At 60.5% G+C, this 13,145-nt stretch carries 6 protein-coding genes; 4 read left to right on the forward strand and 2 right to left on the reverse strand.

What is annotated here, in order from left to right; genetic code table 11:
- Positions 1-2: 2 nt before the first annotated feature.
- From LF929_RS03430 to LF929_RS03445, 4 genes are read left to right on the forward strand one after another with little or no spacing between them, the layout of a single operon-like run.
- Positions 3-1,103 carry an ABC transporter ATP-binding protein gene (locus tag LF929_RS03430; protein ID WP_153508228.1) on the forward strand — a complete coding sequence of 367 codons (1,101 nt, stop codon included), beginning with the start codon at positions 3-5 and terminating at the stop codon, positions 1,101-1,103.
- A gap of 15 nt (positions 1,104-1,118) precedes the next feature.
- Positions 1,119-2,120, forward strand: coding sequence for a carbohydrate ABC transporter permease (locus LF929_RS03435; RefSeq protein WP_026357747.1), 1,002 nt, complete (start codon positions 1,119-1,121; stop codon positions 2,118-2,120).
- Positions 2,121-2,135: 15 nt separating this feature from the next.
- Positions 2,136-3,185, forward strand: coding sequence for a carbohydrate ABC transporter permease (locus LF929_RS03440; RefSeq protein WP_016940550.1), 1,050 nt, complete (start codon positions 2,136-2,138; stop codon positions 3,183-3,185).
- On the forward strand, positions 3,186-4,223 hold the full coding sequence (locus tag LF929_RS03445) for a LacI family DNA-binding transcriptional regulator (protein WP_226092520.1): 1,038 nt from the start codon (positions 3,186-3,188) through the stop codon (positions 4,221-4,223). It begins immediately after the preceding gene.
- 2,598 nt (positions 4,224-6,821) lie between these two features.
- On the opposite strand, the gene LF929_RS03450 is transcribed toward LF929_RS03445, so the two are convergent.
- Positions 6,822-10,691: a contractile injection system tape measure protein gene (locus LF929_RS03450; protein ID WP_226092519.1), complete on the reverse strand. Its 3,870-nt coding sequence runs from the start codon at positions 10,689-10,691 to the stop codon at positions 6,822-6,824.
- On the reverse strand, positions 10,688-13,144 hold the full coding sequence (locus tag LF929_RS03455) for a hypothetical protein (RefSeq protein WP_210174570.1): 2,457 nt from the start codon (positions 13,142-13,144) through the stop codon (positions 10,688-10,690). The genes LF929_RS03450 and LF929_RS03455 overlap by 4 nt, the downstream gene beginning before the upstream one ends.
- Between the last annotated feature and the right edge of the window lies 1 nt (position 13,145).

Here is a 13,145-nt window from a genome sequence, read left to right on the forward strand (position 1 = left end):
TGATGGCGAGTCTGGAACTGAAGAACGTCCATAAAAGCTATGGATCAATACAGATTATCAAAGGCGTGGATCTGACGATCCGCGACGGGGAATTCATGGTATTCGTCGGGCCGTCCGGTTGCGGCAAATCCACGCTATTACGGATGATCGCCGGTCTGGAGCCCATCACCGACGGCGATCTGTGGATTGGCGATCGCAGGGTTAACGATCTCAGCCCGGCGGAGCGGAAAATCGCGATGGTATTCCAGTCTTACGCGCTGTATCCGCATCTGTCGGTGCGCAAGAACCTGGCGTTCGGGCTGGAAAACCTGCATTTCCCGAAAGATGAAATCGAGCGGCGCATTGAAGAGGCCGCCCGCATGCTTGGGCTGGAGCCGTATCTGGACCGCAAACCACGGGCGCTGTCCGGCGGGCAACAGCAGCGTGTCGCTATCGGCCGCGCCATCGTGCGTGACCCGGACCTGTTCCTGTTTGACGAACCCTTGTCCAACCTTGACGCCAAACTGCGGGTGCAAACCCGTGGCGAACTGACCCGACTGCACCAGAAGCTGCGCACCACCATGATTTATGTCACCCATGATCAGGTTGAGGCGATGACCATGGCGCAGCGCATCGTGGTGCTCAATGGCGGACGTATCGAACAGGTGGGGACGCCGCTGGAGCTGTTCAATCGCCCGAGAAACAAGTTTGTGGCGGGTTTTATCGGTTCGCCGCGCATGAATATGTTCCGCGCCACCATCAGCAGCGCCTCGGATGATGGCGTGGAAGTTCGCTGTCCCTCCGGCACGCTGTTGCGCCTGCCGTTTCGTGGCGAGGAGGGGAAAACGGTGGATCTGGGCATTCGGCCATCCCATTGTCAACTGGTGAGCGAGCATGACGACGGAGTGTCGTTGTGCATCGACCGCTGCGAAATGATGGGGCATGAAACCTTCATCTATGGCCGCTGTGCCGGTATTGAAGATGAGATCATCGTGCACCTGCCGGGGCATCACGAATTCCGTACTGCGGAACTGGTGTTTGTCCGCTTCCCGGAGGCCTATTGCCATCTGTTTGACGCCGAGAGCGGCCAGACACTGCCGCGTCTGACCGAACAACTCGCCTGACTGCAGGAGACAACCATGAACCGAAAATCGCTGATTCAGCCCGGCTCATCGCTGGTGGATACCCTGGTCACACCGGTGGAAAAGTCCGTCAACCTGCTGCAAAAATTCGGTGGCCGCCGGGTGATGCCGTGGTTTTTTATCGCACCGAACATGCTGCTGTTCGCCGTGTTCGTGTTTATTCCGATCCTGCTGGCGGTGTGCTACGCCTTCACCGGTGGTACCAATATCCTGCTGTGGGACCGGCCCTACGTCGGGTTGCAGAACTTTTCCACCCTGTTGAGCTGTGAGCAATATACGGTGCCGTCGACCTGCGAGCAGGATCTGTTCTGGACCGGCATTTACAACACGGTGTCGTTCACCTTTTTTAACGTGACCTGCACGCTCGGTGTGGCGCTGGTCACCGCGCTTATCCTCAATCGCAAGATCATCGCCCGTGGCTTTTTCCGTGCCATCTTCTTCTATCCGGTGTTGCTGTCACCGGTGGTGGTGGGGCTGGTGTGGCAGTGGTTTTTGAACCGTAACGGGTTGCTGAATCTGGTGTTGTCGTCGCTGGGCGGCCAGCCGGTCACCTTTTTGCTGGATCCATCGCTGGCGCGGTTTTGGGTGGTGTTCGTGTCGGTGTGGTTTCACGTTGGCTTTTATACCCTGATTCTGCTGGCCGGGTTGCAGGCGATCCCTCGGGATATCTATGAAGCGGCGGCGGTGGACGGCACCTCACGCTGGCGCGGTTTCTATATTCTGACGTTACCGTTGCTGGCACCCAACATTCTGGTGGTGGTGATCCTGCTGACCATCAACAGCGTGCAGATTTTCGATGAGGCCTGGGTGCTGACCAACGGCGGCGGGCCAGGGACTGCCAACAACTTTATTGTGCAGTACATCTATCAGACCGCGTTTTCGTCTAATGCGTCACTGTATGGGCTGGCATCGGCGGCTTCGGTGTTGATGGGGCTGGTGCTGATGATCCTGACGGCGTTGCAGTTTCTGCTCACCCGCCGTCTGGAAGGCAAAAAATAACCGGGAGTCAGCGGCATGAAGATCATCACGTTTCTTACCCGTACCCGTTATCCGGGGCGGATTCACATCACCGACATCATGAGCTGGGTGTGGTTGGTGGTCGGTACCTTGTTGGTGTTGATTCCGGTGATGTGGGCGGCGATGTCATCGCTGAAAACACCGGCGGAAATCAACCGCTTCCCGCCCAGTTTTCTGCCGGAGGCTGCCAGTACCGTTACGCTGCCAGACTACCCGAAACCACTGGAGCTGTGGCAGGCGAAGCAGGACGACGGCAGCAGCAAAACGCTGGCGATGGTGCGGCGGATCGGTTTGCTGGCACAAATGGTGGACCCGAAAGCGCCGCAAGAGGTGGTGCGGGTACCGGTGCAGAACCTGACACCGCAGAAAACCCTGCATCTGGAAACCGATAACTACACCACGCCGTTGTCGAAATTCCACTTCGCCACCTACCTGAAAAACACCGTGTTCGTGACGGTGATGGCGACGCTGCTGACGCTGCTGCTCAGTTCAATGGCGGCCTTCGCGCTGGCGAAATACGAATTCCGTGGGCGCGGCACGGTATTAACGCTCTTTTTGTCCACCATGATGATCCCGCTGTCGGTGGTGATGGTGCCGACCTTTCTGGTGGTGATCGGCCTGCGGATGGGCGATAACCTGTGGGGGGTGATCATCCCGACGATCGCGACACCCACCGGGGTGTTCCTGCTGCGTCAGTACATGCTGACTATCCCGGATGAGTTGATCGAAGCGGCGCGTATCGATGCCGCCAGTGAATTTCGCATCTACTGGAAGATCATTTTGCCGCTGACCGCACCGGCGCTGGCGGTGCTGGCGATCTTCTCGGTTATCTGGCGCTGGAACGACTTCCTGTGGCCGCTGATTGTGCTGTCCAGCCAGGACAATTTTACGCTGCAAATCGGTTTGAATGCGTTTCAGGGGCAGTTCTCGGTGCAGTGGCACTATATTCTGGCGATGACGATGCTCTCGCTGTTGCCGGTGACGGCTGTGTTTGTGTTCCTGCAGAAATACATCACCACCGGTATTGCCAACACAGGAATGAAATAAATGACGACGCTCAAGGATATTGCCGAGCGCGCGGGTGTGTCGATCAGTACGGTGTCACGGGTGCTGAACGGGACCGCGCCCATTAGCGCCAGCGTGCGCCAGCAGATTATGGCGATTGCCATCGAACAAGGGTATCCGCTGCATAAGACGGGCAAAACGATCGAGGCTCCAGACCCGCTACGCCATATTATGCTGGCCACACCGCGTAATCTGATGCTGGAAAGCGATATCAATCTGGTGTCGCTGACGTTGATCAACCGGCTAAAAACCCTGTGCCAGCAGCGCAACATCCAACTGAGTCCGTTTGTCGGCGAACCGGACAGCATCAACGAGCAACAACTGTTGCAGGCGCTGCGGGCCGGCAAAGCTAACGCTATCCTGATCGTCAATGACGATCACCCCACATTGCTGAACGCGGTGGCGGAAAGCGGCGTACCGGCGGTACTGATCAACGGTGAAGACCCGACCATGCGGCTTAACACCGTGATGCCCGCGAACTACTATGCGGCGACGCAGGCGGTGCGCTATCTGATAGCTCAAGGACATCGCCGCATCCTGCACCTGACCTGGCCTTCGCGCCAGACTATCCGCGAGCGCGAGCGTGGTTATCGCAGTGCGCTGGCGCAGGCTGACATTGCGCTGGATGAGCGCCTGATTCTGTCGCTGCCGGATTTTCAACCACTGACCGCCCGTGACGCTCTGCTCGACTGGCTGGTGCGCCACCCAGACAGACTGGGCGTTACGGCTATCTTCTGCGCTGCCGACAATCAGGCCATCGGGGTGACCGACGCGCTCAGCCAGCACGGCCTGCGGGTACCGGAGGATATCTCGGTGATGGGGATGGACGACATTCTGCCGCTCGACATGCTGCCGCTGTCGCTCACCACGGTACACCTGCCATTTGAAGAGATGGCGCGTGCGGCGCTGCACCTGCTGACCCAACAACTGCTGCCCACACAGGACCTTGGTATCGCCCAGCGCATCGAACTGGCCGGTCACCTGGTTATCAGGGAATCGGTGCGAGGGCTGACGGCGTAGGTCATGTCGTTATGTCGGTGTGGCTGTTTCTCTTTGGCGCGGGGAGGTTGACATCACGGATTTCGCTCCCGCCGGTTTTTTCGCACGCGTTGCAGCATGGCGATGGCGACCACCACGGCGGCGAACAGCAGCAGGATCAAGGTTTGGTATTGCTGCCAGTATGGATCTGCGACCAGCGCCAGCATTAGCGTTGCGGCAAACAGCACCACAAACCCCGCAAACCACAGTGATTCGGTCACCCTGCGCACCGGGAACAGCCACAGGCTGACAAGCCCGGTGATGACAATGCCCCAAAAGGTGATCAGCAGAATCAGGCGCAGTACCCAACGGTTAGGGCAGATGACGTCGATAACGGCATTGGCGACGGCCGCTATCTGCGCCAGCGGTGCGGGCAGGATCGTGCTGGGGTAATAGGTGTGGCTGATGAGCTGTTGGCTGGTGTCGTTAAGCGGCAGCGGCCAGTAAGCCGCACTGAGGAAGTTCCAGCTACTGTAATGCACCAGTTCGGTCAGCTCCGTCGTTTGCTGGCGGTTGGCGTCACTAATCAGGATAGGCACCATCTTGCGGTACAGGGTAGCAATACCGTCCTGTGGCTGCTGGCTTAATGCGTAGCGCAGGTCGTTCAGTTGGTCGCGTGCCCGGCGTGGTTCGCCAACCCCATCGGGTGGATCCGATTGCAGGATAAACCGATCAACATACGGCAGCAGTTCGCGCAGGTTATCCAGCGTATAAAATCCCTGTCGCTTCAACAGCAACTCCACCGGCACGATCAGGTTGATGGCGTAGTGGGGCGGTGGGTTGAAGCGGTGTCCGGTGGGCGTAAGCGCGTTGCGCAGCGCCTGTACAAAGCGAATAAAAGCCTGTTGACCGGCGCGGGTGGTCAGCCGGGTCAGGTCGATGTCCAGCGTGACGCCATCCGCCATGGTGTAAATCGTCCCCAGACCCAGCGTCAGCCAGGGTTTCGCTCCATTAATCCAGTCCTCCAGCGGTGTTTGCACACTGGCGCTCAGGCGGGCAATCACCGAGGGGGTGAACAGGCTGACCAGCGTTGCCGATGGCAGTTTTCGTGGCGTGGAGACCACCAGGTCAACATTCGTGCGATAACGATGCGCCAGTCGGATAAAGTTGGAATACGGTTTGTTTTTCCGCCAGTTGGGCGGCAACACCAGTTGTGGTTCGCGTCCCCCCGGCAGGAGGGCGGCAGAGAAATACCCGATGCGGTCCAACTGGCGGAAATTCAGGCTTTGCCCTTCCGCCAGCGGTTGCCAGTAAGGATAAAAGCCGTAGAACGTGGCGTCATCGCCGTTAATGTTCGGGGCGCTGTCTTCACATCCGCAATCGTCCGATGCCCGCCACACCATCGGCGGCAGGGTGGCTGACGGCGCGCCGTCTTTGCGGGCTATCTCAATAATGCGTTGCCAGCTCTGGCGATTGAGGCGGCCAAGCCCGGCCAGCTTCAGCGCGACCGTCAGTTGGTAACGGTCGGCAAACGGTATGTTTTTCAGTGTTGCCAGTTGCGTCAGGGCATCCTTATCGACCGAGACCAGATTGAGATCGAGATAAGCCAGCTCCAGTGCATTCTGGTTGAGCGAGTAAGCCATCACCGTGTTGGCATCGCTGGGTTGTGGCGTATCTGACGGGAGAGCTGGCGGGGTATCCGCGCTGTCGTCGCTGACCTGCGCGTCAGGTGGCGTACCTTCGTGTGGTGTACCTTCGGGTGGTGTGGCAACGGCGGTGGCCTGCGGGGCATGACGCACGCCGCTGCTGACCGGTACGGCGTCGACAATTTGCCGCAAAATCTGCTCTTCATTACCGTGCAACTGACGGATTAACGGGCGTACCGCGTTGTTCAATTCTACCGGGCTGGTGAACTGGTGGCCTGTCAGTGCGTCCAGTTGGCTCTGAATGGCGTTGCGTTCTGAAAGTTTGCTCAGGTCGTCCTCTGTCAGTGCGTAGTACTCCACGGGGGCGACCTCCGTAGACGGTGTGCTCATTGCCTCCACCTGCGCGCTAAGAAACTCGATGGTTTTCTGTGTCGGCCACTGCAACAGTTCCGGTGCGCTCATCCGGCTACGCCAGTAAGGAAACAGTTGATCCAGCTCGGACACTTTAGCCAGCGACACCAGCAACGCTTCGACGAAGGTGTTGCGATTAGGCGCAGGCGTGATGTCGAATTCGCCACAAAACGTCGCCAGCCATTTGCGGGTTTTGGGGCCGAACACCCCATCGGCAAGGTAGTCCCCCGGCTGATGATAATCACGCTGATAGTCGTCATTATCGTGGTAGATAATCGCCAGTTTATCCTGCGTGATGTGGGTAAACCGTCGGCTGTCCATCCGTTCCAGCACCTGAAGGCATTGTGCATAGGTGGGCGTGGCAGTGGGCGTGTCCGCTGGCAGAGAAGACACCGCCTCCGGCTGTGCAGCAGAGGCCATCGGCGTGAGCGGTAATGCCAGTAAAAACAGGCAGGCCACTAACCCCAGCAAGACACACTGCGGTACGGGTATGGCACGGCACACGATAAAACGGTGAATCCTCATGACGGTGGTTTACTCCCTTAACAGGTGTCGATAGCAGGTGCTGACAGGACGGGGCGGCTCAACGCCAGACCACGTGCAGCGGCCTGTCCATCCAGGGGTATTTGATGGTCGAATATCCCCACGGCAGTCGGTCGAGAAGCATGTCGAATGGGCCAGGGTCCACTTCCAGTTTCCAGCTATCTGCCTGTCGCCACAGCGTGCCTTCGCGTTGCAAAAAGGTCTGGCGCAGGCCCTCTACCGAGGTGTGGCCTAACGCGTTCCAGTGTTGCAGGATGGCAGCCAATAACGTGTCCAGCGTGTCGCAGGTGGCAGTGTCCGGTGTTATCGCCCGTGGTAGCGGCGCGTTGAGCGGCACACCACACAGCAACTTGTTCAGCGTTAACTGGTATTCGGCATAGTCGAGCTGCGGGCTGACCAGATATTGCAGGCAGTAAATGGCCTGATAGCGGGCATCCGGTGCGGTAAATTCCCCGTTTTGCACCCACCCCAGCCGTGCCAGCAGGCGAGGTAAGTAGGGCGAGGCCAGCACCAGCCCGGCGTTGGCGACAGACAGCGGTTCGTCGGTGCGCAGTGCGTCATCACCCTGCCAGTCACTGATAACCGGCGTGCGTGTGGGCGATGCCAGTGCAGGCCGCGGTGTATCGCCTGCATCGGAGGGGGCAGAGCAAGGCTCCTCTGCGCTGTGGTGTTCCGCGAGGTGCCCGGTATCGGCGATATCGGCAGGTGCCGCGGGTGGGGTGTCCTGATGCAGACCGGCGGTAGTGATGAGCTGTTGCAAACGCTCGACCAGTAGGCGGGTTGCCGGTAAGCACTCGGCCTGTGCCTGTTCCAGTAGAAAACGGTAGAACGCTGCCAGTGACGCCTGATGGCTGCGCGTTTGCCAGTCAGCCGCCAACTGATCAAGAAAATAGCGGATAAACGCGGCGATAGCCATCGGTGAGTCGGTGGCGAACAACGCGTGGTACAGCGCCCGCCTGAACAGGTTCTCCAGTACCGACGACGCCCTGTCGTTCGCCGGATCATAGTTCGCAGGATCATAGTTCGCCTGATCATAGTATGCCAGATGGCGATAGCAGAGGTTGGTAACCAACCTGCCGTATGGGTACAGCGCCAGGAAATCGTGACGGCGCAACAGTAGCAGTAACGCGGTGTGCAGCGTGTCGGGGAGCCTGTCAGCCAGTTGTTCGCCAAGAGCCGATGAGCGCAGCGCCGGTAGCAGTAAACGGCGGATGGCCTCGGGCTGTGCGGGCAGCAGGCGCGCCAGTGCTGCCGGGAGTGCGCTCAGGTCGCTTTCGGTGACGGCGGCCGAGCCGTGATCCGCTATCCGTTGTAATAACGCCAGTGCGCTGGCTTCATCGATAGTGCGTGGCGTCTGGGCGACGGTGGGGGGAGCCGGTTGCCGGGGTGTTGTCTCGCGGGTGGCTGGGTCAGCCTGGCTTACCGCATCACGGATTGCCATCCAATCCGGTGTGCGGTTGGCCGCCAGTGTGTCGATCATCTGCCCGTAGAAGGCCTGCCGTTGGGCAAGGCTCAGGCGGCGGGTGGCGGTGTCGAGTGTCGCCGACAGGTGGCGCAGATTGGCAGATGGTTGGCGCAGCATGATCAACAGCGCCAGTAACCGGGCGGCGTGTGACGGGCGCAGTGCGGCGCACAGCCGCAACCAACTGGCGGGATGGTGTGTGGAAACCGCCAACCAGCGTTGGATCAATAACGGGTGGTGGCGCTGTAACTGTTGCAGGCAGTACAGCAGGTCGGCACCGGCAGGGGACGAGGCCGCATAACGGGTATCCGGTACTGCTTGCGTCGGTGTAAAACGACGCGCCGGTGAGCCGTCGATCAACACATCGTGCAGGTATTGGTAACAAGCGGCATCAAGCAGCGGGTCGGCCGGGGGCGGAAAATCAGCCTCGATCGGGAATGTCTGCCCGGCGGATGGCTGAGGCTGTTTTGATGGTGACGGTGACGGTGACGGTAACGATGACGGCGATGGTGATGGTGGCAGTGACGGTGCGCCCGGCTCACTGTCTTGCCAGCGGCTGAGCAGGGCCAGCAGCGACCGGCGTACCTCGCTGTCAGCGGTGGTATGGCGCAGGTGCTGCAACAATGCCTCAACCAGCGTCTGGCGTGACAGGTTATGGTGTGCCGCCAGTTGCCGCAGCAACGCCTCCAGATAGCTGTGGCGGTTGAACTCGCTGCCGCGCTCGACCAGCAGATAGCTGAAGGTAAGGCTCCACAGGCTGTGTGTCAGCAGTGGTTCGCCCGGCGCGTGTGCAGCGTGGGCGTTGATAGCCGACTGGCTGGCGCTGACCTCAGCCATCAGGTCACGAATAAAAGGGGCCTCAGTCGGTTCCAGCAACGTTAGCAGGCGATAGCGCGCAGTAGCGGAAAAACGCACCGCCCAGCGCTGGCGCACCTGACTTTGCTGACCGCAGTGGATCAACAGTGGGCGTAACATCAGCAGCACAGCCGGTGCGCTGTGTCGCCATAGCCGATGGAACGCTGCTTCATCGGCCTGTTGTAGGGCATCCAGCCAGTGCTGTCGCCATTCGGGGGTGAAGGTCTCTGCGGTGGTCGGCCTTTGTGGGCCGCGCTCGTGGGTTGTCGCACGGTACTGTACCGGCTGAACGCCTGATAGGGGAACGGACAACAGTGGCAGTGACCGGGCAGGTGCTGCCATTTCTTCCCAGAGTGTGGTCAGTAACGACAACAGCGGCTGCTTCAGCGCTCGGTCGCCCGGCCAGGCGGCCAGATGCAGGTACAGTGATTGCAGTACCTCGGTGCGCTCCTTATTGTGATGCGCCGCCAGACGGCCAATCAACCCGGCCATGTAGCGCTGTTTATTGAACTGACCGCCGCGCTGTACCAGCAGGTAATGCAGGGTGAACTCCCGTAGCAGATGGGGTGGTTCCGCCGGGGGGATGACGTCGTCAGGCTGGCGGAGCCACACCGGGTGGTTCAGTACCTGCTGGATGAACGGCTGTGCCTGCGGTGCCAGCAGGATCAGCAGGTCATTGAAGGTGCTGTCATCCAACGCCTGTGCCATTGCGCGCACCACATCAGCGTGTTGCCCGCAGGCGTACAGCGCCAGCAAAAAGCGGGGGCGCTGCTCGCCGAGTAGTGTTGACCAGACGGGGAGTAATTCCTGGCGCAGACGGTGCTGCTGCAACGCCTGATGGATGCGTTGGTGCCAGTGGCGATGCAGCTGCCCCCGCAACGCGGCGGGCATGTCCCGCTGCGGCGGCCGTTCTGCCAGACAGCGCAGCGCCATGTCCTGATGGGCCGGGGAGAGTTGTTCCAGCCAGCCATTGAGCGCGCTCAGCGGCAGTTGCGAAACCAGCCGGGCGATCAGGCTTGCCGCGTGGGGGCTGGCGTTTAGTAACTGGTTGAGCTGTGTAGCGTGCAGACGTACCGCCTCGGTCAGCCAGTGACGGCGGTGGTTATCCACCCGCCACCAGCCTTGTCGGCTGGGGTAATGCCAGGGCATCACGCCGTGTTGCAGGTAAAACGCCAACTGACGCCATTGGGCGGCGGGGCCATCCAGTACTTCTTGTCGTACTTCATCTTGCCGTACTGCTTGTGGCACGGCTTGTCTGGCCGAAGCTTCTGCCTCGTGTCCGTCATCAGGTATGTTCACGTCCCGTCGTTGCGCGCGCAGCGCTTGTGTGAGCTGTTGTGTGAGTTGTTGTTGCAGTGCGGCCAGCAATGCAGAGGCCAGATCCGATGCAGGCAGCACGCCCAAATCACAGTTCAGGTGGTCGATAACCCACAGTTGATGCGGCGGCGAATACTGGTCAAACAGCGTGTCAATCAATGGCAACAGCTGGTGCTGCACCAGATGTGGGGCCTCGCGTTCAAACCGCTCCGCCTCGGACGGATGGCAAAAGTCGAGCGTCAGGCTGGCGGTGTGGATCCGGTGTGGCTGCGTCATGCGTCCTGTCCTTCTGGTTGAGAAAACGGGGATGGGGTGTGCCAGTCGTGCAACAGCGCCGTCAATCGGGCGCTGGCCTCGTCGTACAAGGGCTGACCGGGGGCGTGGCGTCGTGCATCAAGCCAGGTGAGCCAGGCGGTTTCGAAGCTGTGCATGGCATCGAGATCGAGCCAGTGGCAGCGCGGCAGCAGGTGTGCCGGGCACTGGCGGGCGATTAACGCTTCGGCCTGCCCTCGAAACAGCGGGTTGCCGCCCCGGGCGGTGTAGCCGGGCAGGATCAGGCTGAGCTGGCCGCTAAACGGGTCGGGGCGGTCATCGGCACAGCGGTGCGGCGGTGCCGGGTGCAGCAGCAGGTGCTCTAGTACATACACCCCTTCGCACTGTTGATTGAGTTGAATCAACCGACGACGCAGCTGATTAACGAGGTGCACCAGTTGCGCCGGTCGGCGGCTGTCGCCCAGATAGAGCCACAGTGCGCTGTGTGGCGGCGTTGTCGCTGACGATAACCGGAACAGCGCCTGATAACGGCTACTGCTGCGTGGCGGCAAAATACGGTAATGCGCCAGCGTGACACCGTGCTGCAACAGCGAGACCGGCAAGGGATGGTCGCAGAGTGCCCGTATGTCGCGTGCCGTCGCGGCTTCCTCCGCGCTCCCCGGCTCTGGCGCTTCCCGTAGTGGCACATCCAGCAAACTGTCGAGCGAGCGTTGATCCAACCATTGCAGGCGGGACTGCTCCTGCGCGCAGTGCAGCAGGGCGTCATTGGTGATGAACCGCCATCCCTGCCGGACCAGTGTCTGGCTATAGGGCCAGTCGGCGGCGTCGTCCATGCCGAGCAGTAGCGCCACACGGTGCGCGAATCCTCCCCGGTTTTCCTGGTGGGTCATCGGCTGGCACAGGTTGAAACCCGCGCCCCGATCGCGCGTCAGGCGGCCGATGGCCTGAATAAACCGGCGTGGATATTCCAGTGACAAGGGGCGTTGCGCGCTGTCATCCAGCGCTTCGCCCGGCTGACGCCATAAACGGGTATCCAGCGTTTCGCCGTATAACGCCAACAGATAGTCGAATAGCCGACCTTTGCGTTCCGGGTAGTGATCGATACCGGCCAACAGGTGCTGAAAGCGGATTGCGGCGTCGTCAGGATAGAGGTCATCCACCCCACGAAACTGGCTGTCATTGAGCAAGCCAAAGGCGTAACTGCGCCCGGTGTCGATAGACGGGGAAAACAGGTCGCGCAGGTTAGCCAGATTGGCGCAGAAGTTCGCCATCAGTTGTTCAAACAGCAGCAGATAGCCGCGAAATTGTTGTACCTGCAGGTGCGCCTGCGGGTTCATCGCGGCCGGGAAACGCGGTGCGTCCAGTTGGTAGACGCGGGGGAACAGCGACTGGAGAGAATGATACTCCGACAGCGCGCGCCAGGTGCCGTGTGGCACCGGGATCAGGGTGTCGGTCTGGCGGCGGATTTGCTCGCCCAGCGAGCCAGCTTGCGCCTGCCGTCGCACCAGCCGGATACTCATGGCGCTGAAGTCAATCGGCACGGGATAGCCCTGATGGGTAAACCTGAGGTGAATGTCATCGTGCTTTTTCGGCAGCAGGAGCCAGTCGCCGGGGCTGAAGTGTTCGGGGCTGGCGTTGTCAGATCGGCGGTGATCAGAACGCGCGTCGGAGGCACCCTCCCGTTCAGGCGGCGGGATCAGGCGCAACTGCTGGATATGGCTAATCCCATCGAGGCTAATGAGCCGGGTATAGAGTGACGAGAGGGCGCGGGTCGGGGCTATGGGGTCATCATCTGGCATGTCGTCGGCGCGGGTGTCGTCGCCGCGCAGCCACTGTTCGGCCTGAAAGTAAATGTCCGCCGCCAGCGCGTCGGCGTTATCGTGGCGTTGCAGCTCAATATCGGCGTACAGCCGCAGCCCGCGGCTGTCGATGATGCGTACCCCGGCGAGGTCTTCACACAGGTTGCGGTTGCGGTGGTAAACCTCGGTAACCGCCGTGATGATGGCGTCGCGCAGCGCCGGATGGTGTTCACAACGCTGACGTGCCGACTCGGTGAGTAGCAGGTCGATGTGATAGTACTGCGGGCATTGGGCGTCCAGTGTCACCCAGACGCGCTCGACGTCATCAACGTTGTCTTGTATCGCACGCTGGTAATCCTCTCGGGTGCAGGGGCGTGCCGGGAAAATCTGCTCCGGCAGCATCAGCCCCTGTGCGGCGTAATCCAACTGGCCGTCAGGCGTTGTCAGATAATCGGCAACGTCGAAATCGGTGCGATAGATAAGGTCCGTCAGCGCGAAACACAGCAGTTCCAACAGGGTGACGCCGGGGTCGTGCAGGTTGTAGTCGGTCCAGCGGTTGCCGCTGAGTGTCTGCACCAGTTTCAGCCCGTCGCGCAGCAGGCTGGCAACGTTGTCCGGGTCATCCGTTTGTCTTGGGATAAACGACGACGGTGCCATG

It is taken from the genome of Dickeya oryzae, from assembly GCF_020406815.2.
GTDB classification, from domain to species: domain Bacteria; phylum Pseudomonadota; class Gammaproteobacteria; order Enterobacterales; family Enterobacteriaceae; genus Dickeya; species Dickeya oryzae.

Coding starts and splice junctions, on each gene's coding strand:
- LF929_RS03450 (WP_226092519.1), bottom strand. CDS start 10,691: ATGACGCAGCCACACCGGATCCACACCGCCAGCCTGACGCTCGACTTT.
- LF929_RS03455 (WP_210174570.1), bottom strand. CDS start 13,144: ATGGCACCGTCGTCGTTTATCCCAAGACAAACGGATGACCCGGACAAC.
- LF929_RS03440 (WP_016940550.1), top strand. CDS start 2,136: ATGAAGATCATCACGTTTCTTACCCGTACCCGTTATCCGGGGCGGATT.
- LF929_RS03445 (WP_226092520.1), top strand. CDS start 3,186: ATGACGACGCTCAAGGATATTGCCGAGCGCGCGGGTGTGTCGATCAGT.
- LF929_RS03430 (WP_153508228.1), top strand. CDS start 3: ATGGCGAGTCTGGAACTGAAGAACGTCCATAAAAGCTATGGATCAATA.
- LF929_RS03435 (WP_026357747.1), top strand. CDS start 1,119: ATGAACCGAAAATCGCTGATTCAGCCCGGCTCATCGCTGGTGGATACC.